The organism is Sedimentisphaera cyanobacteriorum (assembly GCF_001997385.1).
Lineage (GTDB): Bacteria > Planctomycetota > Phycisphaerae > Sedimentisphaerales > Sedimentisphaeraceae > Sedimentisphaera > Sedimentisphaera cyanobacteriorum.
Genome location: NZ_CP019633.1, coordinates 2,257,205 through 2,282,930, shown reverse-complemented (window position 1 = coordinate 2,282,930; position 25,726 = coordinate 2,257,205). Strand labels below are relative to the sequence as shown.

General features: G+C 48.3%; 24 protein-coding genes. 19 read left to right on the top strand and 5 right to left on the bottom strand.

The genetic code is table 11. From position 1 onward, the window contains the following. Position 1 precedes the first annotated feature (1 nt). The 3 genes from secA to L21SP3_RS09240 all read right to left on the bottom strand — a co-directional run bounded on the left by secA (position 2) and on the right by L21SP3_RS09240 (position 5,505). Complete coding sequence (gene secA / locus L21SP3_RS12305; RefSeq protein WP_077540862.1) at positions 2-3,472, bottom strand: preprotein translocase subunit SecA; 3,471 nt, start codon at positions 3,470-3,472, stop codon at positions 2-4. A gap of 93 nt (positions 3,473-3,565) precedes the next feature. Next, positions 3,566-4,126, bottom strand: a complete 561-nt coding sequence (gene efp / locus L21SP3_RS09245; RefSeq protein ID WP_077540860.1) for an elongation factor P — start codon at positions 4,124-4,126, stop codon at positions 3,566-3,568. Positions 4,127-4,470: 344 nt separating this feature from the next. Continuing rightward, positions 4,471-5,505, bottom strand: a complete 1,035-nt coding sequence (locus tag L21SP3_RS09240) for a uroporphyrinogen decarboxylase family protein (protein ID WP_077540858.1) — start codon at positions 5,503-5,505, stop codon at positions 4,471-4,473. A 1,402-nt stretch (positions 5,506-6,907) separates the two neighbouring features. On the opposite strand from L21SP3_RS09240, the gene L21SP3_RS09235 reads away from it, so the two are divergent. Further along, entirely contained in the window at positions 6,908-8,539 is a 1,632-nt protein-coding gene (locus L21SP3_RS09235; RefSeq protein ID WP_077540856.1) for an alkaline phosphatase, read from the top strand. 96 nt (positions 8,540-8,635) lie between these two features. Here the strand turns inward: L21SP3_RS09235 and L21SP3_RS09230 are convergent, their stop codons facing one another. Continuing rightward, entirely contained in the window at positions 8,636-9,052 is a 417-nt protein-coding gene (locus L21SP3_RS09230; RefSeq protein WP_077540854.1) for an alpha-L-rhamnosidase C-terminal domain-containing protein, read from the bottom strand. A 180-nt stretch (positions 9,053-9,232) separates the two neighbouring features. On the opposite strand from L21SP3_RS09230, the gene L21SP3_RS09225 reads away from it, so the two are divergent. The 16 genes from L21SP3_RS09225 to L21SP3_RS09150 all read left to right on the top strand — a co-directional run bounded on the left by L21SP3_RS09225 (position 9,233) and on the right by L21SP3_RS09150 (position 21,774). Next, complete coding sequence (locus L21SP3_RS09225; RefSeq protein WP_077540852.1) at positions 9,233-9,964, top strand: HAD family hydrolase; 732 nt, start codon at positions 9,233-9,235, stop codon at positions 9,962-9,964. A gap of 36 nt (positions 9,965-10,000) precedes the next feature. Further along, a complete protein-coding gene (locus L21SP3_RS09220; protein WP_077540850.1) occupies positions 10,001-11,344 on the top strand; it encodes a sigma-54 interaction domain-containing protein in 1,344 nt (447 codons plus the stop codon). Positions 11,345-11,526: 182 nt separating this feature from the next. Beyond that, the gene (locus L21SP3_RS09215; protein ID WP_077540848.1) at positions 11,527-11,937 is read left to right on the top strand and encodes a NifB/NifX family molybdenum-iron cluster-binding protein; all 411 of its coding nucleotides are present in this window, start codon (positions 11,527-11,529) and stop codon (positions 11,935-11,937) included. Between the two features lie 29 nt (positions 11,938-11,966). Next, positions 11,967-12,299, top strand: coding sequence for a DUF5320 domain-containing protein (locus tag L21SP3_RS09210; RefSeq protein WP_077540846.1), 333 nt, complete (start codon positions 11,967-11,969; stop codon positions 12,297-12,299). Between the two features lie 129 nt (positions 12,300-12,428). Next, positions 12,429-12,791: a NifB/NifX family molybdenum-iron cluster-binding protein gene (locus tag L21SP3_RS09205; RefSeq protein ID WP_077540844.1), complete on the top strand. Its 363-nt coding sequence runs from the start codon at positions 12,429-12,431 to the stop codon at positions 12,789-12,791. Then, positions 12,791-13,681, top strand: a complete 891-nt coding sequence (locus L21SP3_RS09200) for a damage-control phosphatase ARMT1 family protein (RefSeq protein WP_077540843.1) — start codon at positions 12,791-12,793, stop codon at positions 13,679-13,681. The genes L21SP3_RS09205 and L21SP3_RS09200 overlap by 1 nt, the downstream gene beginning before the upstream one ends. Next, positions 13,672-14,520, top strand: a complete 849-nt coding sequence (locus L21SP3_RS09195) for an ATP-binding protein (protein WP_077540841.1) — start codon at positions 13,672-13,674, stop codon at positions 14,518-14,520. The genes L21SP3_RS09200 and L21SP3_RS09195 overlap by 10 nt, the downstream gene beginning before the upstream one ends. Then, entirely contained in the window at positions 14,517-15,392 is an 876-nt protein-coding gene (locus L21SP3_RS09190) for an ATP-binding protein (protein ID WP_077540839.1), read from the top strand. The genes L21SP3_RS09195 and L21SP3_RS09190 overlap by 4 nt, the downstream gene beginning before the upstream one ends. Beyond that, on the top strand, positions 15,371-15,739 hold the full coding sequence (locus tag L21SP3_RS09185) for an iron-sulfur cluster assembly scaffold protein (RefSeq protein WP_161488165.1): 369 nt from the start codon (positions 15,371-15,373) through the stop codon (positions 15,737-15,739). The genes L21SP3_RS09190 and L21SP3_RS09185 overlap by 22 nt, the downstream gene beginning before the upstream one ends. A 19-nt stretch (positions 15,740-15,758) precedes the next feature. Beyond that, positions 15,759-16,097, top strand: coding sequence for a NifB/NifX family molybdenum-iron cluster-binding protein (locus L21SP3_RS09180; protein ID WP_077540835.1), 339 nt, complete (start codon positions 15,759-15,761; stop codon positions 16,095-16,097). Positions 16,098-16,263: 166 nt separating this feature from the next. Continuing rightward, positions 16,264-17,088 (top strand): MBL fold metallo-hydrolase, encoded by an 825-nt coding sequence (locus L21SP3_RS09175; protein ID WP_077540833.1) that lies wholly within the window; start codon positions 16,264-16,266, stop codon positions 17,086-17,088. Between the two features lie 45 nt (positions 17,089-17,133). Further along, a complete protein-coding gene (gene ispE / locus L21SP3_RS09170; protein WP_161488164.1) occupies positions 17,134-18,039 on the top strand; it encodes a 4-(cytidine 5'-diphospho)-2-C-methyl-D-erythritol kinase in 906 nt (301 codons plus the stop codon). Positions 18,040-18,057: 18 nt separating this feature from the next. Beyond that, a complete protein-coding gene (locus tag L21SP3_RS09165) occupies positions 18,058-18,468 on the top strand; it encodes a SpoVG family protein (RefSeq protein ID WP_077540829.1) in 411 nt (136 codons plus the stop codon). Between the two features lie 153 nt (positions 18,469-18,621). Further along, complete coding sequence (locus L21SP3_RS09160; RefSeq protein ID WP_077540827.1) at positions 18,622-19,701, top strand: PIN/TRAM domain-containing protein; 1,080 nt, start codon at positions 18,622-18,624, stop codon at positions 19,699-19,701. Positions 19,702-19,911: 210 nt separating this feature from the next. Continuing rightward, a complete protein-coding gene (locus tag L21SP3_RS09155; RefSeq protein WP_077540825.1) occupies positions 19,912-21,018 on the top strand; it encodes a type IV pilus twitching motility protein PilT in 1,107 nt (368 codons plus the stop codon). 54 nt (positions 21,019-21,072) lie between these two features. Continuing rightward, positions 21,073-21,774: an AAA family ATPase gene (locus L21SP3_RS09150; RefSeq protein WP_077540823.1), complete on the top strand. Its 702-nt coding sequence runs from the start codon at positions 21,073-21,075 to the stop codon at positions 21,772-21,774. Here L21SP3_RS09150 and L21SP3_RS09145 read toward each other — a convergent pair. Beyond that, a complete protein-coding gene (locus L21SP3_RS09145) occupies positions 21,738-22,709 on the bottom strand; it encodes an IS30 family transposase (protein ID WP_077540821.1) in 972 nt (323 codons plus the stop codon). The two genes, L21SP3_RS09150 and L21SP3_RS09145, sit on opposite strands and share 37 nt — an antisense overlap. A 388-nt stretch (positions 22,710-23,097) precedes the next feature. Here L21SP3_RS09145 and L21SP3_RS09140 point away from each other — a divergent pair, with 388 nt between their 5' ends. Then, positions 23,098-24,117: a glycoside hydrolase family protein gene (locus L21SP3_RS09140; protein ID WP_077541923.1), complete on the top strand. Its 1,020-nt coding sequence runs from the start codon at positions 23,098-23,100 to the stop codon at positions 24,115-24,117. 113 nt (positions 24,118-24,230) lie between these two features. Then, positions 24,231-25,388, top strand: coding sequence for a potassium channel family protein (locus L21SP3_RS09135; RefSeq protein ID WP_077540819.1), 1,158 nt, complete (start codon positions 24,231-24,233; stop codon positions 25,386-25,388). The last annotated feature ends 338 nt before the right edge of the window (positions 25,389-25,726 follow it).

Genomic DNA, 25,726 nt, shown 5'->3' with positions numbered 1-25,726 from the left:
CCTACTTATTTTTACCGCAGCATTTTTTGTATTTCTTTCCGCTGCCGCAGGGGCACGGGTCGTTCCTGCCCACTTTCGGCGATTTATTCACAATCTGCTTCGGTGAAGCCTTCGGCGCCTGGCCGGCCTCCCTCTGCTTCTCATTCTGTGCAAACTGGTCGGCCTGCTGGTGCACCTCGCTCTGCTGGCTGCCGTAAACGTTTCTCGTTTTTGCGTTCGCCTCGAGTCTAAGCTTGAACACCGTATCGGTTACGCGGTTTTCAATAGATTCTAACATATCATTGAACATCCGGTAGCCCTCGTGCTTGTATTCAATGCGAGGGTCTTTCTCGGCAAATCTTCTAAGCGATACGCTTTCCTTGAGCCTGTCCATTGAGTAGAGGTGGTCTTTCCAAGCCGCATCAAACACCTGAAGAAGAACGTATCTCTCGAGCCTGCTGAGCTCTCTGCGCATAAATTCGTGAACCTGAGATCTGAGCTCTTCGGCGGTCTTCGGGGCTTTTTCCGCCTCAAGATTGAAGCCGAATCTCTGCCCGGACCATTTTATCGCATCCTCTGCGCCAAGGCTTTCTATCTTTTCATCCACCTCAGCGAGCACTTTCTCAGGCGTGTTCTCCCGGGCTATTCCCATGAGCTTTTCTTCCACCTGATGGAAGCTCATATCTTGAAGCTCGCTCGGGTTTAAGTCTACGTTGTACTTATGCTTTGCCCATTTGGCGAGACTGTCGAACTGGTAAACGTTCGCTGAATCGCCGGAGTATGTCATGCTCAAAGCATATTCAACAGGATATTCGATCTCCCGCTGGTCGTACTTATCATACACAAGCTTGAGGACATAATCACGAACCTCGCCGGGCTCGCTGCCCTTAATCTTTTCAGCGTCGATCTTTATATCAAACCTCGCAGAAACCGTATCGGTGAACACGCGTTCAGCGAAACCCTCTTTGAGGAATTCTGCAAGCTTGCTGCAGTCTTTCTTTTCCAGCTGACCCGCTGCCGCTTCCACTGCTGTCTGCTCGATCTCATCGGCTTCCATCTTGCGAAGCTTTGAGAGCGGAACATTTGCGCTGTAGGTGCTCATAAGCCATTTGCTCAGCTTATCGAGCTTCCAAGTGGATTTATCCGAAGAGTCTTCGATATACTCGCCCATGGTTATTGAGATATCGTTCTCAATATTCTTTCTGGCCTTCTCTTTTGCCAGCTCTTCGATCTCTTCGGGCGTGGAATTTGCCTTAATCTGCCCGGGCTCAACATCCACTCCCAGATTCACGCGAAGCCATTCAACGATGCAGTTTTTCGGGTAATCCTCAGCGAGTATCGTATTGCAGGCATCGGCAACAACGTTTTCCATCATCTCCTCGATGATCCTGCGAAGTCCTATGCCCTTTAATACATTCTTTCTTCTTGTATAGAATTCCCGTCTCTGATAATCCATCACTTCATCATAATCCAGAAGCGATTTTCTTATCTCGTAGTTCTTTTCCTCTACCTTCTTCTGAGCCTTTTCAATACCGTTGGTGATCCATTTGTGGTATATCGGCTCGCCCTCTTCCCAGCCTGTTTTGGTGAGCGCTTTTATTGTCCAGTCGCCTGCGAAAACAGAGAGCAGCTCATCATCAAACGAAAGGAAGAACTGGCTCGAGCCGTTGTCTCCCTGCCTTCCGGAACGTCCGCGGAGCTGATTGTCGATTCGTCTTGATTCGTGCCTTTCAGTGCCCACAATATGCAGGCCTCCGGCATCGGCCACGCCCTCGCCGAGCTTGATGTCGGTACCTCGTCCGGCCATATTCGTGGCGATGGTAACATTGCCCCACATCTTCCCGTCGCGACCTTTATGCTGCTGGCCGGCCTTTTCAACAATAGAGGCCTCTCTCGCATGCTGCTTTGCGTTGAGAACTTCATGCTCAACGCCGTATTTACGCTTCAATGCATTGGAAATCGCCTCGGATTTCTCAATGCTCACAGTACCAACAAGAACCGGCCTGCCCTTTTCGCTCTCGCGTTTGATCTCCTCGACAATCGCATTGAATTTCTCGGGCATGGTCTTGTATATCACATCGTCCCTGTCGTCGCGTATGCAGGGCTCGTTTGTGGGTATTGACACAACATCCAGCCCGTATATCTCGAGAAACTCCTGCGCCTCGGTCATTGCAGTACCGGTCATGCCGGCAAGCTTGTCGTAGAGCTTGAAGAAGTTCTGCAGGGTGATTGTGGCCAGTGTCTGGCTCTCTTCCTTGATCTTAACGCCCTCTTTCGCCTCAACTGCCTGATGGAGACCGTCTGACCACTGCCTTCCGTGCATAAGACGGCCTGTAAACTCATCAACGATCACAACCTTTCCGTCCATTACCACATAATCCTTCTCACGCTCAAAGCATACATGCGCCCTGAGCCCCTGTTCGAGAAGGTGCGGCCAGTCCATATTCGAGCCAACATAGAACGAGCCCACATTCGCTATATCCTGCGCAGCACCAATACCCTCGTGGGTGAGGTGTACGGATTTCTTGTCGTATTCAACTTCGTAATACTGTGTATGTCTTTCAAGCTCCGATTCCAGCTCGAGCTTCTTCTGCTCTGCTGCCTGAATATCTTTTTCCGCCTTCTGCTTCTGCTCCTGAGAGGAAGCCGAATCCGAGGAAATACCCTTTGCGTTTGCAATATCCTTCTCGAGCTTGTCGATCTGAACCTGAATCTTGTTGTAGCCGCCCTGAAGCCTCATAAGCTCCCTTACCACCGAATCGGCCTTCTTGTATCTGGTAACATCATCATGCGCCGGCCCGCTGATAATCAGAGGAGTTCTCGCCTCGTCAATCAGGATCGAATCCACCTCGTCAATCAGAGCGAAATCAAGCCTGCCCTGAACGAGCTGCTCTGCGCTTACCTTCATATTATCTCGAAGATAATCAAAGCCGAATTCGTTGTTTGTTCCGTAGGTTATGTCTTTGGAATACTGCTCCTTGCGCTGGGCACCGCCAGGGTCCATATCCGCCTGAATAGCGCCAACAGTGAGCCCGAGAGTTTCATAAACCGGCCTCATCCATTCAGCATCACGCTTGGCAAGGTAGTCGTTTACCGTAATTATATGCACCTTCCTGCCGGTAAGACACATCAGATAGCACGCAAGCGTGGCGACGAGCGTTTTACCCTCACCAGTGGCCATCTCGGCAATCTTGCCCTCGAAAAGCACGTTACCGCCTACAAGCTGAACATCGTAATGACGCATATTGATCTTGCGCTTGGCTGCCTCTCGAACTACAGCAAACGCCTCCGGAAGAAGCTCTTCGGGGTCTGTCCCGCCCGCTATAGCCTCGCGGAACTGCTGAGTTTTTTCCTTAAACTGCTCGTCGGAAAGCTGCTCCATCTGCTGTTCATACTCTCCGGCCATCAGCGCAGTTTTCATGTAGTTTTTAACGACTCGTTCATTTCGCGAGCCGAAAAGATTTACAAGCATTTTTGAAAAGCGTGAAAACATTACTGCCTTTCTGTAATAATATTATCTGCCGGTAACGGCCGGCAAATGCAGGCCGCGAGCAGTATTCTGCGAAAACATTGCAGTTTCAGCAGCTTATTCCTTCACTCTGGTAACATATTCGTTAGTGCGCGTATCAACTCGAATCTTCTCGCCGTTTTTAACAAATGGCGGAACCATTACGCTTATGCCGGTTTCAAGCTTTGCCGGCTTGTTCTGGTTGGTAGCAGTGGCCCCTTTGATGTAAGGGGCTGTTTCGGTTACCTCGAGGTCAACGGTGTTGGGAAGGTCTATCAGAACCGGCTTGTTCTGATACATGCAAACCTGAAGCTCCTCGTTGCCTTTGAGGTATTTCGTCCCGTCGCCGAACTGATCGTCATCGAGCGAGATCTGCTCGAAGGTCTCTGTATCCATTAGAACGTGCTCAGTGCCTGTGGAGTAAAGATATTCGTACTTGCGCTTGTCTAAATATGCCTGTTCGATATCCTCCTCTGCACGAAGACGAACCTCTCGCGTGCCGCCGTCGGTGAGATTTTTAAGCTTGGTCTGATACACAGCACCCCCCTTGCCCAGCTTTACGTGCTGGTAATCGAGGATTATATAAAGCTCGCCGTCCATCGTTATGGACATACCTTTTTTCATATCAGATGCTTTCATACTGCTTTTGCCTGTTTAATTAGGGTTTTAAGTAAGATAAAAACAAAAATTCAACGATTTTGCTAATCTCTCGAGTATCTCTAACAAGCTCGAAAAGTCAAGTTTTTTGAATGCTAAACAGAAAACTAACGCCCTTTTATTCCCTTTGAGCTTCGGCCCGCACAGGCAAGACAGAAAGCAATAACCCTCCTGCGCTTGGAACAAAATCAGCGTGATCGTTTATTAAACTCTAAGATGAGATCCCACAAGGAATAAATTTGGCCTGAAATGAAAAAGAGCGGAACACCGCGCTCCGCTCTTCGTTTTGCTCCCGAAGGAGAGCAAAAGTCGTTCGTTAAACTTTTTCAGCCTTTGAAATCTCTTTCAGCTTTCATAAATGCTTCTATATTCTCGGGGGGCGTTCCAGGCGGGAGATCGCAGCCTGTGCTGAGGATGAAATTCGGTACGTCTTTCATCTTATACAATAGCTGGGTTGTGGCATTATAAACCTCTTGAGCTGATGAATCCTTCATAACCGCAACAGGATTAATATCTCCTATAATCACCACATCCTCGCCAGCTTTCTCCGCAGCAAGGTGCAAGTCAACGCCGGTATCAGGAGAATCAAGGCTGAGAGCCGATACACCCGCACCGCTCATACTTTCAATCAGATGCATTGAATTCCCGCAGATGTGGTAGATCGTTTCCACACCCTTTTTCCTGCACACTTGATTTATGCGCTTTACATACTCAGCACTGTAGGCCTGAAATTCATTCGGCCCGAAAATTACACCCGTAGGCTCCAATATGCAAACAGCATCCGCGCCCGCATCGCAGAGAGCAGAAGCATAGTCTTCAAGTACCTGCGCAGAAAATTCCGCAAGAGCCTTGAATTTCTCAGGCTCCAAAACCGCATCCATCGCCACCTTCTCAGCCCCGGAAAGCAAACCTGCAAGGGTGATCGGGCCTGCCATATATGCGCAGCAGAGGCTCTCGAGCTTGGAGGAAATCAGCTCCACAGCCTTTAAATAGCCGCTTATGCGGGAATCCTCTGTAATATCTATTTTGCGGAGCGCCTCAAGATCCTCTGCACTGGAGATCGGATGCTCCTCAACTGTTGCAGATTCATTTTTGGGGAAACGTACAGGGATACCGAGGGCATTAGCCTCTGCAGATAAATCCATCATCATAAACGATACGTCTGGATTGAACCTCTCGTAAATCGCTCTTATGCACTCGTAATGTGCGGCAGGATTCTGCTGGGCAACCTTGATGCTGTAGCCGGCTAAATCGCAGCCAGGGAAGCCCGCAAGCGGGGCCTTCACGCGTCTGCCGGCCTGAAAGGCTTTTAGTGTGCTTTCTATGATCTTGCTTTGCTTTTTTAGTATTGCAACACTCATTTTAATCTCCGTAATAATTGATTATGCTTCAATTATATAGTGTTAAAATGACTCGTCTTTCAGAATTGAGTTTTGTTTTATAACTATTCTGCTAATCTGCGGGAATTTGCGTTTCATACCGAATATTCAATATTATAGCAGACAGCACCAACACCGCAGCGCAAACAATGCATAGCTCGGGGTGAGAATTGACAGGATTTTTCGGCGGGTAATTTTTTTAAACCGCGAGGGGCGCGAAGAATTTTTGTAATTGCTTTAAACCACGAGCAGCGCTGAGATATTTCAGCCGCTGAGAAACGCTAAGAAGCACTAAGGGGATATTTTTAGACAGAATTTTTAAAGTTCAAGGCAATGATAAGGGTAAAGTTTTTCATATTACAGCGGTGCGGCACAAGCCGCCCGCTAAGCCGACACAACGAATAGACTCTTCATATTACAGCGGAGTTCGCCGTGGCGGACCCGCTAGGCATTCTTTTAGAAAAGATTTTTCGTTTACCGCCGGCTCTTCACGTTTCGCTATCTTGGCGGGGCACTTGCGTGCCACCGCTGTGTGCCGCCGGCTTATTGCGTTGCGGGATGATTTTTCATATTACAGCGGCGCATCACAAGCCGCCCGCTAAGCCGACACAACGAATAGACTCTTCATATTACAGCGGAGTTCGCCGTGGCGGACCCGCTAGGCATTCTTTTAGAAGAGATTTTTCGCTTATGATTTTGCCACTTGCCGCTCGCCACTTGCCACTTGCCACTCGCCACTTGCCACTCGCCGCTAATCTTCACTAATTTCCGCTAAGATGGCTCCTTCGTTGTGAATAATTCTTTTTAAAACTGCGAAGTGCTCGAAGGGTGCGAAGGATTTTGATATAAATTGTTTTATCGCAAGCTTTTACACTCATAAAAACATCTGTGCCATCCGTGCCATCTGTGGAAAATTAAATTTCGATACGGCATAAATCAGTGTCATTCTTTACCTGCCAAACTTCTTTGATTAAATCAAAAAAATATTCCCTTCGTGTGTTTCGTGCGTTTCGTGGTAAAGTAAAACACAAATTGCGCGATCCGCGGGAATCATTGAATAAAAAATCGAGGCGAGATAAAACTGTTCTATCCTTTTATCAGCATTTCTGCTTTTATAATTTAGGCTAATATTCACACACATCTAACCGTAAAATAATTTGCACTCCCGCCTAACGCCTCTTAGAAGCTCTATATTCGCAGGCTAACCAAAAACAAATTCTTTGCTGAATGAAAACCAAAAATAGACTAACCTCCAACTATCCAAAACCAAATTTCACAGTAAAACTCCACAAACAAATATATCTATTCTACTCTTTTGAGGCCTGCAGGGTGCAGGCTTGTACGTGTCTAACTTTTCTTTACTTTTATTTATGGAGTTTCTTAAATGAATCTTATCAAAAAATCTCTTTTGCTGCTCGCAGCAGCAAGTGCAGCGGTATTCGCTGCAAGCACTCCTTCTTCGACCTACAAAGTTCAGGCCGATGCGAACAAGGACGGCGTTGTAAACAACGAAGACCTTTCGCAGATGGCTTCAAGCTGGCTTGGTGAAGATGAAGGACCGAAGTATGTTTTCTTTTTCCTCGGTGATGGTATGGCAAGCCCTCAGATTCACGCAACAGAAGCTTACCTCAAGCAGAAATTGCAGGCGGACGATCCAGACAACGATCTGGGTGCATCAAGCCTTGGAACTGCTGGTTCAGAGCTTCTAACAATGAGCCAGTTTCCTGTGATGGGTATGCAGAGAACTTACGCAGACAACCGCTTCATCACCGGTTCTGCCGCCTCTGCTACAGCATTCTCCTGCGGACACAAGACAACCATCAACACAATCAGCATGGACCCCGAACGCACAATCGACTACGTTACTATTGCTGAAGCAGCCAAGGACAAGGGCATGAAGGTTGGTATCGTTTCAAGCGTATCAATCGACCATGCAACACCTGCCTGCTACTATGCTCACAACGGCTACCGCGGCAACTACTGGGACATCGCCAATCAGCTCTCAGATTCCGGCTTCGACTACTTCGGCGGCGGCGGAATGAAAGGTGAGAGGACAAAGAACGGCAGCCGTCACTATGCACCTGGGAAGCCTTCAGCAGCCCCTTCAAACTGCCCAATTCAGCACGCTATCGACAACGGCTACACAGTTTGCGAGAATAAGGCTGAGCTTGAAGCTGCTGCGCCTGGCGAGAAGGTATTCGCTTACAGCAAAGACTACATCGACGGGTCTTGGGCACTTCCGTATGATATAGACAGAGACCCCGCAGATGCCTCTATCGCAGATTACACATCAGAAGGCATCAGGCTTCTTGAAAATTCAAACGGCTTCTTCCTGATGGTTGAAGGCGGGAAGATCGACTGGGCATGCCACGCCAACGACGCTGTTACCGCTATCGAAGATACAATCGCTTTCGATAATGCAGTAGCAGAGGCCTACGATTTTTATCTCGAACACCCAGATGAGACGCTCATCGTTGTTTCAGGCGACCACGAATGCGGCGGTATGACCCTCGGCGCTGCAGGAACAGGCTACGACACCTTCTACGAAGTATTCGAGAATCAGACAATGTCTTGCGATGCGTTTGTAGCAGGCCCGCTGGCAGACCACAAGTCTGTTTACGGACAGGACCCTTGGGATAACTCTGTAGATATGAATCAGGATATCAAAGACAAAATCGAAAACGCCTTCGGCCTCGACTACGACGCGGTATCAGATTTCGACAGAGCTCAGCTCGAGGATGCTTACGATGAGACAATGGGCGGAAATGCTGTTCCGGACAGCAGCGAAAACTGGAAGCTCTACGGCTACTACGACCCGCTCAGAGTTGCAGTAACTCACATTATGAACCGCAATGCCGGTCTGGCATGGACTTCATACAGCCACACCGCAGTTCCGGTACCGGTAATGGCTTTAGGTTCTGGACAGTGGAAATTCGACGGCTACTACGAAAATACTGCTATCGCCGATAAACTTGCCGATATTATGCAGGTTAGCCTCGAAGAAGCCGCTCAGTAATCACTCAGCAAATGCAATAACCAAAGAGAGCGGGGCCAAGTGCTCCGCTCCTTTCCTGGCTTCGCCGGCATATTCAAATCATAGGCTTAAGCGCGTTTATATTCTCGATTCAAAGCGGTATTTGCCCGAGCCGATATGAACAATCGCCGCTTCCTGAGCGGGTTCTGCGTTTTCGATTCTATGGCCGTTCTGCCTAATACTTTCAATGTTTTCGGTTGGCAGATACACATCTGCTGCTGTGTTTGCGGGGATCACCACATCAAGAATGAACTTTCCGTCCTCGATTTTCCATTCGGTTTTAATCTCTCCTCTGATTGAGCGGTATGAAGTTTTTGCCCAGTCGAGATTTCCTCCTGGTTTTGGCTGAATGATTATTTTCCTGAAGGCATTCCCGCCGGTTTTGATTCCGCCTATCGTTTCATAGATCCACTGGCATACAGCTCCAAATGAGTAGTGGGCGAAGGAGTTCATCCCCGGGTCTGCAAAGCCCTGCCGGAAAATATTGTCGCCCACTTTAGCAGTGCTGGCTGAATAAGGGTTATTGAAGCAGAAGGCGAAAAAAATATAATAGAAGCAGTGAAAGCATCTCCAGCGGCGGGAAGAAGAAACGATTTTCCGGTTTTCTCACCCGCTTTGCGGGGTAAAATCGGAAAGAATTAAGAGCTGAAATAAAATTAAGATTCAGGTGAATAGGTGAAATACAGAGCGGTTTTATTTGATTTTGGAGATACGATAGTAAACTTCGGCCCGTTCGACCAGAAAGCGCTTATCAAGAAGGCCTGCGGCGAGAGCTACCAGTATCTATCCAGTCTCGGCCAGAGGCTTCCGTCGATGAAGAATTATATCAGGCGAATCCTGATTACCATCAAGCTCAAGCTGATCTGGTCTGATATAACGGGCAACGATTTCGATGCGATGGATGTATTGAAGAAAACCGGCAGGAAATTCGGCCATCAGCTCAGCCAGCAGCAGTGGCTCGAGCTGCTTCGTATATGGTACAGCCCGCTTATGGAAATCGGTCATATAGAAAAAAATTTCCGCGAAACAATAACCAAGCTCGAAAAAATGGGGCTGAGCCTTGGGATAGTATCCAATACATACGCAGGCGCAGAAGCTCTCGACCATCACCTCAGAGAACTAAATATCTTAAAGCATTTCCCCGTACGGGTTTACTCGTGCAACTACAAATTCCGGAAACCGGACAAACGAATATTCGAATCGGCCGCAGATAAAATTGGAGCTGATTTCAGCGAGATTGTGTTTGTGGGCGATAAGGTCGAAACTGATATAGCCGGGTCGATAGGTTGCGGGATGCTCCCTGTGCTCAAGAAAGCTCATACCAATGAGGGCAAAAAGATCCCGGAAAACGCAAGGGTGATAAATTCTCTTAATGAGCTTCCCGAGCTTATCAGCGCCGAATGCTGAATCTCGGCCGGGCTTTAAGGAATCCCAAGCTGTAACATGGACAACTCAAAACGCAAACCAGCCTTCACCGCCTGCGGCGATGCCGTATTAGACAGCATCTCCGACGGGGTTTTCACGGTTGACCTGAACTGGCTGGTATGCTCATTCAACCGCGCTGCTGAGCAGATAACCGGAATATCCCGAGAGGATGCGGTAGGGAGTTTCTGCTGGGATGTATTCCGCTCGAATATGTGCGAGGCGCAGTGCGCACTTCGAGAAACCCTCGAAACCGGCAAACCACTGATAAACCGCACAGGATATATAGTTGACGCAGAGGGAAACCGCATCCCCGTTAGCGTGTCAACGGCTGTTTTGCGTGATGAGAACGGCAAAATAATCGGCGGTGCTGAAACCTTCCGCGATCTAAGCGAGATTGAAACCCTGCGCAGTGAGCTGAAGGGCAAGTGCAGCCTTGGCGGCTTCATCAGCCACAGCAGCTCGATGTGCTCAGTAATGGAGCTTGCAAGGGCAGTGGCAGGAAGCCCCAGCACGGTTCTGATCGCAGGGGAAACCGGCTCGGGCAAAGAGGTTCTCGCCAAGGCGATCCACGAGATGGGGCCGCGCAGCAAATCCCCGTTTGTCGCTGTAAACTGCGGAGCTCTGCCCGATTCTCTGCTTGAATCCGAGCTTTTCGGCTATAAGAAAGGTGCGTTCACCGGCGCAGATACCGACAAACCCGGACGTTTCGCAGCTGCCGGGCAGGGAACTATCTTCCTCGATGAGATAGGGGAGGTAAGCCCCGCTATGCAGGTTCGGCTCCTGCGCGTTCTGCAGGAACGCTGCTACGAACCGCTCGGAAGCAATCAAACCGAAAAAACCAGGGCGCGAGTTATAGCAGCCACAAATCAGGACCTCTCAAAACTCGTGGAAAGGGGCAGCTTTCGACAAGACCTCTACTACCGAATCAACGTGATAACCCTCAGCCTCCCGCCACTTAGAGACAGAAAGGAAGATATTCCTCTGCTCGCTGATCATTTTGTGGAGAAGTACAACTGTCTCTACGGCAGGGAAGTGCCCGGAATTACGCCGGAGGTGTATTCGGCATTCCTGAATTACAGCTGGCCCGGGAACGTACGAGAGCTCGAGAACACTATCGAAAGGGCGTTTGTTTTATGCGGAACCAAAAGAATTTCCCTCTCGCACCTGCCTGAGGGTATATTTGGAAAAACAGAAGAAAGGGCAGAGGGCAGATCCATTCGCATGCAGACAGACCAAAGCGAGAAAAACGCCATCATCTCTGCTATCAAAAGAAACAACGGAAACAAAACCGCCGCTGCTAAAGAGCTCGGCATACACAAAACCACACTCTACCGTAAGCTCAGCAGGCTCGGGATAGAATAAATTAGTTGCATTGTTGCAACTATGCCGGTGCAGCAACGTTGCATTATTGCGCCGTTCAAGCCTCAATAAGAAAATGAAACATCACAAGACAGCTTTCTATAAGGTTCTGGCATTTAATGCTTTACAAAATTTATTGCATTTTTTTGCCCTTTTGGCACGCCTCTTGATTAAACAAAAGCGGTATGAAATTAGCAATTACAATATGGGCAGGCCGGATTGCTCCGGTATTTGATGCCGCCGGCAAAGCGGTAATAGTTGACGTTCCGCCAGAAGGCGGTGAACTTTCAAGAACCGAGGTGATTCTGCCGGGAACCAGCCCCTTTGAAAAGGTATCGTTCCTTGCGGAAATAGGAGTAGAGAGCTTGATTTGCGGAGCAATATCTCGGCCTGTCCAGGAATTTGCCCTCAGCAGCGGGATGGAGGTTATGGGATTTATAGCCGGCGATGTGGAGCAGGTGCTCTCGGGCTGGCTGAGTAACAGCCTCACCGCAGCAAGCTTTGCCATGCCCGGCTGCCGCGGCAGAAGAGGCGGCCGGCGAAGACGCAAAGGCAAAGCTGGAAAAGGGCTTAATCAAAGAAGACAGGACTTTTGAATTAAAACTTTACGAAAGGAGAGTTTATTATGCCAAGAGGAGACAGAACAGGCCCAGCAGGACTCGGGCCAATGACAGGAAGAGCAGCTGGATACTGCACAGGCAGCCCTGTACCGGGATTTATGAACGGTTTCGGTTTTGGATTCAGAGGCGGCGGACGCGGCCTCGGCAGGGGTTTCGGCAGAGGCTTCGGCTTCGGACGCGGGGCGCAACAGGCTCCGCCCTATGGCGCATACAACGCCCCTGCCTACGGCCAGCCTCAGTTGGACTCGGAAACTGAGAAGCAGGTTTTAGAAGATAATTTAAGCCAGCTGAAAGAGCAGATGAGCCAAATTGAAAAGAGGCTCGAATCGCTCAAATAGCCGATCCACGGTTTAGATAAATCGGTTTACCCTTTCTATATAACAGAGGTTAGGTTCTCCGGTGCCCCTGCCGGAGGGCCTGATTCTCTTATAAAAGCAATTAAGAGAACATTTGGACAGGAAATCGAAATGAAAGCAGCAATCACAGCAAACGGTAAAACATACAGCAGTGCGGTTGACCGCAGGTTCGGCAGAGCCGCAGGATTTCTAATCTACGACACTGAAACACACAGCCTTGAATATAAAGACAATACACAAAACTTGAGTGCAGCTCAGGGAGCAGGCGTTCAAGCGGCGCAGAATGTCGCTGATTCGGGTGTGCAGGCGGTTATAACAGGCCACTGCGGACCGAAGGCATTTCATGTGCTCTCGCAGGCAGGCGTTGAGGTTTACACAACTCAGGCTCAAACTGTCGAAGAAGCGATAGACCTTTTCAAAACCGGAAAGCTTGCTAAAGCCTCTCGGGCAGATGTGGAAGGACACTGGATCTGATGAAAACTTCACTGGACTGCATACCCTGTTTTGTGCGTCAGGCACTCGATGCCGGCAGAATGATAGGCTGCGATGAGAAAACTATCGAGCATATTCTAAAACGCGTTCTGCTGGCAGCATCGGATTTCAGCCTCGAGCTCACTCCCCCCGAGATGGCTCAGATTGTCCACAGAATAGTGCGTGAGGAAACCGCCAGCCCGGACCCGTACAAAAAGCTCAAGGAAAAATCCACCCTCCACGCAAAAGAGGTGGCAGGGAAGGCAGAAGGGCTCATTGCAGGCAGCGAAAGGCCTTTCGAAACAGCGATACGCTTTGCGATTGCAGGCAATATCCTTGATTTCGGTGCACGTTCAGACTGGGATGAGAGCGTAATCGAGGCCTCTTTTGACAAGGTTCAGTATCAGCCTCTGGATTCTGAAGCGGTTGACATTCTGTATGCAGATATCGAGCAGGCAGGCGAAGTGCTGATTCTGGGAGATAATGCAGGAGAGACTGTTTTCGATAAGCTCCTGATAGAGCAGTTTCCCGGAAGTGCAGAGGTGAGCTATGCCGTGAAAGGCTCGCCCATAATCAATGATGCCACCGAGCTGGAAGCCCGCGAGGCAGGCATTGAAAAGGTTGCAAGGATAGTCCCAAACGGGGCAGACATCCCGGGCACGGTGCTCTCAGCATGCAGTGAGGAGTTTCTCAATATATACAGCAGGGCTGATGTGGTGATTTCCAAAGGACAGGGAAACTTCGAGACCCTGAACGAATGCGAAAGGAACGTGTATTTTCTCTTTCAGGTTAAGTGCAGCGTGATTGCTGATAAGTATGGACTTGAATACGGCAATTGGATAGTTACATCCAGAGAGTTAATTAAGAAAGGCAGCCAGGAGCAATGCGTTTAGCTGTAGCATCAGGAAAAGGCGGAACCGGCAAGACAACGCTGTCGGTATCTTTGGCAAGGGCTTATGAAGGCCCGTCGGTTTATTTAGACTGCGATGTCGAGGAGCCGAACGGCAATATATTCCTAAAGCCCGAGATCGTAAATTACGCAACCGTTAAAACTCCCGTTCCGCAGGTGGATGAAGACCGCTGCGACGGGTGCGGGAAGTGCGCAGAATTCTGCAACTTCAATGCAATAGCAATAGCGGGCGGAAAACCGATCGTTTTCCCCGAGCTCTGCCACGGGTGCGGAGGCTGCGAGATGGTTTGTCCGGCCAAGGCGATAACGGAAGTTGGCAGGAAGGCCGGCTCGATAGCCGTCGGCGAGGCAGGCAAAATCAGCACAGCAGAAGGGCTTCTGGATATCGGAAACGCGATGGCGCCGCCTGTTATAAGGGAAGTGAAGAAATACTCCAGAGAAGATGCCCTGAATATTATAGACTGCCCGCCCGGGAACTCCTGCCCTATGATTACAGCTGTTCAGGGGGCGGATTTTGTAATCCTCGTAACCGAGCCAACCCCCTTCGGGCTCAACGACCTTATCCTCGCAGTGGAAACTGTGCGGGAGCTGGGAATCCCGTTCGGCGTAGTGATAAACCGCTCAGACAGCGGAGACGGCCGCGTTGTGGATTACTGCACAAACGAAGGGATAAATCTCCTGCTCGAGATCCCCGAGTCAAGAGAGCTTGCAGAGGCGTATTCAAAGGGAGCGGATATGGCCGATTCTGTTCCGGGGCTTGAAGACAGGCTCAAAGGGCTTATCAGCGAGATAGAACAGACAGCAGCGGAGGTGAGCAGATGAAAGAGCTGGTAGTGATAAGCGGAAAAGGCGGAACCGGCAAAACAAGCCTTACAAGCTCGTTTGCAGCCCTTGCGGAGAAATCCGTACTTGCAGACTGCGATGTTGATGCTGCCGATCTGCACCTGATCCTTGAGCCGAATGTAAAACAGACAACAGATTTTATCTCGGGCAATGAGGCGATAATCGATGAGGATAAGTGCCTCGGATGCGGTGCTTGCTGGCAGAAATGCCGCTTCGATGCAATAAACAGAGTCGATGTTGGGCAGTACCGCGTGGACAGTTCGATGTGCGAGGGATGCGGGGTGTGCGTTGAGATATGCCCTGCCGATGCTGTTGATTTCCCCGAGAGCAGCTGCGGACAGTGGTTCATCTCAGATACAAGATTCGGCCCGATGGTGCATGCAAAGCTGGGTATAGCTGCTGAAAACTCGGGCAAACTGGTGAGCGTGGTTCGGGAAGAGGCCAGAAAGCTCGCCCAGGAGCAGAATTCCGAGCTTATCGTGGTTGACGGGCCTCCAGGGACAGGCTGCCCCGTGATAGCCTCGATCACCGGCACAGACGCAGTTCTTGTGGTAACAGAGCCTACGATGTCCGGCATACACGACCTCGAGCGGGTTAGAAGCCTAACCAAACACTTTGATGTGCCAACGTTTATATGCGTGAATAAATGGGACCTAAACCCTGAAAACACAAAGCAGATTGAGAAAATAGCGGAAGAAAGCGGATGTCATTTCGTTGGGAAAGTGCCGTACACAAAAGAGATTACAGCTGCTCAGGTTCAGGGAAAAAGCGTTATAGAGAGCGGAAGCGAAGAGCTGAAAACTAACATTAAAGAAATTTGGGGGAAATTGTGTTCACAGATACTAAAATAAAATCCAAGACTGTCCCGCATAATTTCGGCCCGCTGAAAAACGCCTCGGGAAATGCAAGAGTCTATTCAAGCGATGGGGGATTTGCAGAGTTCTGGATAAATGTTCAAAATGAACAAATCGTCCAGGCAGCCTTCATAACTAGCAACAGTAAAGAATGTATGCTTTCGTGTTCGGCTCTTGCTGAGATCGCAGAGGGAATGAAGCTCAGCAGGGCATACTCATTCAGTCAAAACGAGCTGAAAGATTATGCAGACTTAAAAACAGCCGCTGGATGCACAGAAAATGCAATCGCCGCACTGAAAGAAGCAATACTTAATTACCAAAAAGCTGTAACAGAGATAACCTGAAATTTTAAGGATCGAATAAATGAAAATAGCACTGCCCGTTGTAAACGGAAAACTGAGTCTTCACTTTGGACATTGCCAGAGCTTTGCTCTTGTGGAGGCGGATGAAAATTCAAGAGAGATAAAAGAAACTGAATACACCCAGCCGCCGCCCCACGAACCGGGAGTTCTGCCGAAATGGCTTCACGACCTTGGAGCTGATTTGATAATTGCCGGGGGCATGGGGCAGAGAGCGCAGAAACTTTTTAATGATAACAATATTGAGGTGATAGTAGGTGCCGAATCTGATACGCCTGAGAACGTTGTAAAGGCATACCTTGAGAACACACTTACAACAGGCTCAAATTTATGCGATCATTAAACTTATGGTTTAATAACTGATTCGGTTTATCATCCAAATGTTTCCCCTAATTGCGCAGAGCTGCCGGCTTGCATAGCTTGCCGGCGGCTTTGTTTTTAAAGGATTGGTTTGATTGGCGGTTTTGTTATAATCTGTTCAAACCAAGAAAGCTGAAAGAGGAACTTTTATGAAAATTACGATACTTGTGGACAATAATTCAGCAGAAGGATTAGGCTCCGAACACGGCCTGTCTATGTTTTTAGAGGCCGGAGGCTCGAAGGTGCTCTTTGATGCAGGGCAGACTGAGCTTCTGGCAGAGAATGCAGATAATCTTGGGGTTGATTTATCCTCCATTGATTACATAGTTCTCAGCCACGGCCATTATGACCATACAGGCGGGCTCGGTTATGTGCTCAAAAGAGCAGAAAAAGCAAAGCTCTACTGCCATGAAGGCCTGCTCAAGGCCAGATACAGCCTCAAAACCCTCGGTGCACACTCGGTGGCTGTGCAGGAGGAAATTAAGAAGGCGATAGAGAATCTGCCCACAGAGAGAAAAATCTGGTATGAACAGCCCCTGACAATCCCGGGCGGAATAAACCTCACAGGAACTGTACCCAGAATAACCGCCTTCGAAGACACAGGCGGAAATTTCTTCTTAGATCGTGAAGGCAGATATATCGACGAGCTGGAAGATGATATTTCTCTTTGGGCGGAAACTCCCCGCGGCCTTGTGATTGTTCTTGGCTGCTGCCATTCGGGAATAGTTAATACTATCCGCAGAATACAGGACATATCCGAAAAAACTAAGATAGACACTGTTGTTGGAGGAATGCACCTCGTACATGCAGGCCAAGAGAGGCTCAGGGGGACAGTTGAAGACTTAAGCCAGATGGACATCAAATGCCTTGTCCCCTGCCACTGCACAGGCGATTATGCCGCTGAATACCTGAAAAACAACCTGAACTGCGAAGTTCAGCAGGGCTTTGCAGGCATGAAGCTGGAAATAGAATAGCTCCAAAGCCTTTAGATTAAAGCAAAAGGGAATAATATGGAGCCCATGCCCCATAAGGAAAAATATGAGTACCAAGGCAGCTGTCTTGTGGTTAATGCGCCTGCAAAGCTTAATCTGTTTCTGCTTATTGCAGGAAAGCGTTCAGACGGCTTTCACGAGATAGACACGCTTATGACGAAAGTGAGCTGGTATGATTCGCTTCGCCTCGAGGAGGGCTCCTCGCCCGGAATTGAGCTTGAATGCAGAGGTAGATTCTGGGCTCCGGAGGACGAATCCAACCTCGTACTAAAGGCAGGAAAGCTGATCTTCAGCGAGCTTGGCCTGAGCGAGCCGAATCTGAAAATCACACTCACAAAGAATATCCCCGCAGGCACAGGCCTTGGCAGCGCATCCAGCGACTGCGCAGCAGCCATCGACGGGATCGACAGCTTCTTCAGCCTCAATCTCTCCAGCGAGTTCAAACATTCTGCTGCCTGCAAACTCGGCAGCGATATACCGTTTTTCCTGCAGGCAAGCCCTGCCGCCAGATGCACAGGCAGAGGCGAGAAGGTGCAGGCGGTTGATTTGCCGCTTTCAGATATTGTTTTTCAGATTTTTGTGCCCGATTTCACCTGCTCTACCGCAAAAGTGTACTCAAAATACAAACATTCGGAAAAAGAATACGAAGAAAAACTGTCAGAAGTTAATTATGCCCTGAAGCAGGGTTATGCGGAAAAGATCTGCCGCCTCGGAATAAATATGCTTGAGAGAGCCTGCTTTAAGGCCTTTCCCGAGGCGGAAGAATTTGCCGAAATGCAGAATAATGGCGAAAAACTTGCTCTCAGCGGGAGCGGATCTGCGTTTTACCGCTTTTTTACCATAAATAAACTTGAAAATTACAAAAAAAATGCGAAAATCAAAAACTACTCTGCCCTTGGCGGCAGCAGGTTAGTGTCTTCCAACAGTTGGTAAAAACTACGAGGTGGAACTATGGAAATCAGCGAAGTTCGCGTAAAGTTGGTTGAAAACAAGGATGAGAGGCTGAAGGCCTTTTGTTCTATTACAATGGAAGGGGAGTTTGTCGTTAGGGACATAAAGATCATCGAAGGCAGCAGCGGATTGTTTGTTGCAATGCCTTCAAGAAAGATGAGCGATCATTGTCCTGACTGCGGCGCTAAAAACAGCCTGCGTGCAAGATTCTGCAGCGGCTGCGGAAAGAAGCTTCAAGAAGACAGAACAAAGAAAGATTCTGCCGGAAGGTCGAAGCTCCATGCCGATATCGCGCACCCTATAAACTCTGAATGCAGAGACAAAATACAGGATGCGATATTAAAGGCATACCACGAAGAGGTAGAAAGAGCCAAGCACCCTGATTACGAGCCGATAGATTTAGACAGCTGATTTCAGCTGCGGTTCTGTTTGAGCTTTGGATAACTGAAAACCGCTAAGGTTTTCAGAAGGGGGAATTTGTTTGACGTTATCAAGCCGTGGGGGTAGAATTTAACCGCATTTTATTTAATAACTTTATATTATTTCTTCGCTGGGAGTTTCTAAATGCTTCTTTACTTTATTCGCGGTCTTTTCTTTACTATAATCCTTGCTGTTTTGTTCCTCGCAATAGATAATGCTCAGGAAACAGGTGTTCTCAATCAGCCAAAGCTTCTTACAGGCTATTTCCTTGCAATGATACTGGCTATTGTTGTTATAGTTATAGACTGGCTTACCCCCAAAAAACACCTCTCCTCGCTTACGAGCATATTCTTCGGGCTTCTTGTGGGTATGCTGATAAGCTCAGCAATCACGCCTGTAATTTCAACGGTTAACGACCTTTACAATATCGGGATGAACGAGCAGGCGCTCGGGACAACCCGCTGGATTGTAAGCATCTGCATCTGCTACCTTACGATAAGCATCGTGATGCGTACCAAGGATGATGTTCGGTTTGTGATTCCGTATGTGGAGTTTTCACGTCAGACAAAGGGCGTTAGGCCGCTGGTGCTGGATTCATCTGTGATAGTTGACGGAAGGATCTTCGAGCTCGCACAGACAAAGGTTTTCGATGCTCCGTTTATCGTGCCTCGGTTTATACTCAACGAGCTCCAGCTGCTCTCGGATTCCCCCGATAAACTCAAGCGGACAAGAGGCAGAAGGGGGCTGGATATGATAGCCCAGCTTCAGTCCGAGCCGGTTGTGGAGATAAACATCGATGATACCCCTCCTCCGGGAATCGAATTCCACGCTCCTGTAGATCAGAAGCTCGTTGCCTTCACCAAAAACTGCGACGGACGCCTCGTTACTACAGACTACAACCTCGGTAAGGTGGCGATGGTGCGTCAGGTGGATGTGGTGAACATAAACGACATCGCGAAGGCCATCAAGCCAGTTGTTCTTCCGGGCGAGCCGCTGAAGGTTCGGATAATAAAGAAGGGCGAAGAACGCAAACAGGGCATCGGATACCTCGAAGACGGAACGATGGTGGTAGTGGAAGAAACCAGCGATATGATCGGCGAGACAGTGCCGGCTATCGTTACAAGCTCGCTGCAGACCTCCGCAGGCAGGATGATTTTCGCAAAATTCGAGCCCGCAGAACACGCCGCAGACCAGAGCAGAGGCAAACCTGCACAAAAAAGCTGAGCGAAACCTGATTCTTCTGTAAACAAATTTAGAGCCTTATAAGCGCTTAAAAACGCCCTGCAAGCTCTTTGACAGAGCCGGACAGGACGAAATTTTCAATACTGAGCGATTTATGTTAGAATAATTGCGGGCATTGAGCCCGAGGCTTTGTATTGCCCTGCCGGAAGGGCGATAATTCGATTTGTGTATGGTTTAATACAGGAGAACAATATGTCTATGCTGGACAGCATAATAGCGGCGGCCGAGAAGTACAATTCTTCCGATATTCATTTGAGCGCAGGCAGGAAACTGCGGCTCCGCATCAACGGATCTCTGCACGCTATGGGAGGTGAGGAGTCTATCTTGAGCGAAAAAACTGTTCGAAGCATTATGGATCAGACTCTGAAGGAGAGCCAAAAGCAGCGCTGCCAGAAACTGCTTGAGGAAAACGGCTCTGTTGACTATTCCTACGAAACCGAATACGACGGCAAACCCATAAGATACCGTATGCAGGTGTACACATCCATGGGCAAACCAGCCGCTGCTATGCGAAGAATCAGCTATAAGATTCCCTCATTTGAAGACCTCAACCTCCCCCCAATCTACCAAAAAGTGATGGAGAATCCCGAGCAGAAGGGGATTGTGATTGTTGGCGGGGAAACTGGCAGCGGTAAATCCTCAACTCTCGCCGCAATGGTGGGCTATCTCGGCAGATACCCCGAGAAACACATCGTTACAATCGAAGATCCGGTGGAGTATGTGTTCCGCAATACAAAGGGGCTTATCCACCAAAGAGAGCTCGGCTTGGATTTCAAGGACTACGCTCAGGCACTTCGAGCTGTGCTGAGGGAAGACCCAAACGTAATTATGATTGGCGAAATGCGGGACGCTGAAACAGTGCATGCGGCTATTATGGCAGCCGAAACGGGACACCTCGTACTCACTTCTCTGCATACGGCAACAGCAGCTTGGACATTCAGCAGAATCCTCAACTTCTTCACCGAAGCAGAGCACGATGCCGTGAGGCTCAACCTCAGCTACAACCTGCTCGCTATTATGAACCAGATGCTCCTGCCCTCGGAAAAGAAAGGCTTCGGCGTGATACCAGCGACCGAGGTGTTTGTGAATACCCCCTCGGTGAGGCAGTATCTAAGGGATGAGGAGAAGGAATCGCAGCTCTCGGATGTGATAAAAGACGGAAGCGACGGGATGCACAGCTACAATATGTCTCTGGCAAGACTCATAAATGAAGAACATATCGGCGTTTCCAGCGCAAAGGCATACTCACACCACCCCGAAGAACTCGAAATGCTCGTCAAGGTTACAAAAAATGAGTAGATTTTGTAGATTTCTTTTTGCATTTCCAGAAATCGAACTAAAAAAGGACTTTATATGAATGATATAGAAATTTTAGGCTGCAAGGTTCAAAACTTAAGAAACTATACCAATACTACTTTATATTTTCATAAATTTACTTTATTGGTTGGTGAAAATAACGAGGGCAAATCATCTGTTCTTAAAATGCTAGAACACCTTTTTAACAATACTGACAAAGAGTTATTGTTAAGTAAAAGACAACTCAATGTTGAAGAAAAAGCTTTTTGGAAGCCTGCGAATGAGAGTCATCATAAAGCGAGAAGATTTTCATTGATAATTAAGGTCTACGACAAAAGAAAGTTTAAGAAATACGGCTGCAATAAGGACGGAAAAGCTAAAATCAGATTATCTTATTTAAAATCAGCTAATAAACTAAGGCTAAACTATGGAGAACCTAAACAAAACGAAAAAGCAAACGAGCATGCTTATGATTTATTAGAAGAACTTAAAAAGAAGGTTGATGTTGTGTTGATTCCTGCTGTTAGAGATGCAGGTAATTCACAGTTTGTAAAACGTTTAGAAGATCAAGTTGACCAAAGTCTTAAGCAAAAAATAAACCCCTCAACCCGTGGAGGCACCTCTAAAGAATATCGAACAGCTAAAAACATAAACGAACAAATAAAAAAAGAAATTGTTGAGAACTCAAAATTTCTTAGAATAAAATCTGAAGCGCAACATTTTTATCCGCTCCAGAGCATCTCATTTGGTGTCCGATAGTTTAAGCATTTCCTTGGCCTATTATTGATTAAGGATACGGCTTTGTCAATTTCTGCTTTGCTTACTTTCTTAAAATCAGTACCTTTTGGAAAAAACTGACGCAGCAGTCCGTTGGTATTTTCGTTCGTACCACGCTGATATGAGCTGTACGGATCAGCAAAGTAGCAGCATAGACCGACCATTCTTTCCATCTCCTTAAATCCGCCAAATTCCTTGCCGTTATCAACCGTTAGTGTCTTTCGTTTGAACTTAGGAATTTTCCTGAATATTCTCTTGGTAGTAACGTTCATACTGGCTGCACTCTTGTCATCCATTTTACCGACCAGCAGGTAGCGGGTTTTCCGCTCTACATGGGTGGCAACAAACGAACTGTGCCCCTTGCCGCTTACGGTATCACCTTCCCAGTCGCCAATGCGGCTGCGTTTATCAACAACAGCCGGACGTTCACTGATCGGAGCTCTCTCCGGTATCCGGCCACGTTTGTCGCTGCTGCCGTGTTTCTTTCTCCTTTTACGATGTCCTTGCCTCAAATACTTATAATAATCGCCGCCGGCAGCTTTATCTCTCTTTATCCAACTATATATGGTTAAATGACTTACGCGCATTTCCTGCTCGTAGGGATAATCAATTTTAAGGCGAGCGGATATCTGCTCGGGCGAGTGATATTGTTCAAGTTTATTGATTACAAGCCGGCACAATCGGCCGTTCTGCTCCAAGCGATAAGGGCGTTTGGATGCGACTCTGCGTTTGTTGTAATATCCAAGGGCAAGGTGCGGTTTGTAATCCCCAGTTGAAGAGACATTGCGACTCAATTCTCGACTTATCGTGCCCTTGTTTCTGCCGAGATATTCGGCAATCTGAGATAATTTTTTTCCTTTTGCCTGCATTTTTAGTATGCATTCTCTTTCATTGATGTTAAGATGTTTGTAGCCCATTGCGGTTCCTTAAATAGAGTATTTTTCGTAAAAAACATTCTATCGGAAACACCCGTAATGGGCACTCTTTTTTTTACTTTTCTATGCTTGCTCTGCTGTTATAATTAAATCGCTGCTGCAGGGGATAGGGCTATGCTGGAGAGCAACCCGAGCGCTGCAACTGTCAAACTTGGGAAAAGGCGGCCTAAAAACCGCCTTGCCTATGAAATTCCCAGGTTTGCCTAAAGCGATAAACTCCAGCCCGCCTCAGGCGGGCTGATTAAATTAGCAAAGCGTTGCGCTTCAAATTAAAATTCAAGTTTGCTATAATCGTGTCCATTGATTAAAAAACTTAAGATTTATATTTCTTAAGCGGCTACTTACACCAGCTTTTATGAAAGGCGTTTTTATGAACTGCAAAACTGCGGCTTTATTTATACTTCTGCTTTTCCCTGTATTTGCGTTTGCTCTGCCGGACCCGCCCGGGCAGACTGCCCCTGGCGAGAAGCCGGTAAACGAGGCGTATCTTTTCGCCCATATGATGCACGGGGACTACGGGGAGCTTTATTATTCCGTAAGCACCGACGGGCTGAACTGGGAGCTGCTCAACGACGGCAAGCGCGTTTACGAGCCCTACCACGGCCACGCCGATATATGCAAGGGCCGCGACGGACGCTATTATATTGTGGGCAATGAAAGCGACCCCTCGCCGGATATCAACTTCTGGGTGTCAGATAACCTGATCGACTGGGAGTTTTACAGCAGGCTCGATCCGAACCTCGAAGAAACCCCCAACTACGAGAAGGCAATGCAGCGTATCGGAGCCCCGAAGCTTTACTACGACAAACCTTCCCAGCAGTACCTTCTCACTTGGCACACACCGCACAGAGGCGTAGATCCGAGCCTGCCCGAGCCGTATTGGGCGAGCCAGCGAACGCTGTATCTTCTCTCTGAAGACCTCAAAGAGTTCGATTCGCCGCCGCGCAGGCTGTTCAATTCTTGGGATATGGCCACAATCGACACCATCGTGCGCAGGATTAACGGGCGGTATTACGCAATCATCAAAGACGAACGCTATCCCACCCTCGACTGGCCTACCGGCAAAACCATCCGAATATGCAGCTCAAAATCGATGCTCGGGCCGTATTCTAAGCCCTCCGAGCCGATAAGCCCGAATTTCCGCGAGGCGCCAACGCTAATCCCCTCGCCGGACGGTACAGCTTGGTATCTATACTACGAGCAGTATCCGGGCGTTTCATACGGGCTTTCAGTGGCTGATTCGATGGATGGGCCGTGGCATCAGATCTCCGGCTACACCGACCACAAAAACTGGGACAAATACTCCCTGCCCGAAAAAGTCCGTCATGGATGTATGATTACAATAACCAAAAGCCAGTACAACAGGCTTGTAAGGCATTTCGGCAAATAAGCAAACGCTGCGATAAAACATTCTGCAGGATAAGGTGTCCCGAGGCCTTTGGTTTAACAGATTATTTAAATTAATTTGTTGAATTTTCATTGCAAATACATTCAAATACAGTTATGGAATTCAGAAGAGAACATCAGCGTCTTACAGCCTCGCAGGTTTTGCAGGCCCTCGCGGACGGGCAGGATATCAGCCTTCTCAGATGCACGGTTTCCGGCGATCTGGAAGTTGACCGATTCTTTGATAAAGAGGAGAAATTCGACACTTCCCGCCTCCAAACATCCGTAAAAGATCAGTGCAGAATAATCACATTTACTCAGAAGATTATTATGAATGAATGCACGTTTGAGGGGAACGTATTTTTTGCACCGGAATGGGATGATGAAGGCCTTATGCGGATTGTTTTCAAGCAGGATGCGGTATTCAATATGTCCGTATTTAATGGTCAGACCCGCTTTGCCGACAGCGTTTTTCACGGCAGAGCAGGCTTCGACGGCTGCAAATTTCACAGCGTGGCAGCTTTTACAGACTGCAAATTCGGAGCTCAGGCGATGTTCAGAACCGTTGAATTCCACGGCTACGCCCTTTTCAACCGCGCCCGCTTTTCGAAAGATGCAAGATTCATAAACACCCTGCTGAGCAAAGGCGGAAACTTCAAGGAATCAGTATTCTTCAGCGCAGCGGATTTCAGCGGCGTTTATTCCACGGGCAAATCCCTGCCCACCCATTACGACATAACCTTCGCAAGGCGATGCTCAGGCGACGGGGAGACCTTCTGGCGCTACGTAAAACAGGCGGCAAATGAAGCCGGCTACTACAAACTTGCAGGCGACTGCTTCTACGAAGAGCGAAAATGCAATATGAGAGGCCGGTTCTACGGCAAAAACTTCGCCAAGCTCGACAGGAATCAGAAGATAGCAAAGCTCGCAAAGGGCATCAAGCTCCTTCCCGAATACCTGCTCGGAGATCTGCTCTTCGGCTACGGCGAAAAGCCCGTAAGGGTGATTTACGCTGCACTAACAGTGATCATCACCTGCGGATTGCTCTATTTCAGCGTGGGCGATTTGGAGTGTCCGCATTCCCCGAACGGAACGTCATTCTTCGAGAGTATGTATTTCAGCGTTATCACATTCACAACCCTCGGTTTCGGCGATGTTTATCCAAACGCAACAGACACATTCACAAGGGCGGTTGCGATGTTCGAGGCGATCAGCGGAACGTTTCTCATCTCGCTATTTGTTGTATGCCTTGCAAAACGCTTCTCCCGAGGCTGAAATAAAAATTTCGTCAAATTTTTATGATTTTTTACAGGATTGACAGAGTATTTTTAAACCATGAAGGGCGCGAAGGATTTTGATATAAATTGTTTTATTGCAATGCTTTACATTATTAAAAAATATCTGTGCCATCCGCGAGAATCTGTGGATAATAAACTTCGCTGCGATTTCACGAAACGAACATTTATCTGCATTTCTCCGATACCTCTCCGCCTGCGGCGGACAGGCTCAATGTTAAACATCCCCCGTACTACAGCGGAGTTCGCCGTGGCGGACCCGCTAGGCATTCTTTTAGAAAAGATTTTTCGCTTATGATTTTGCCACTTGCCGCTTGC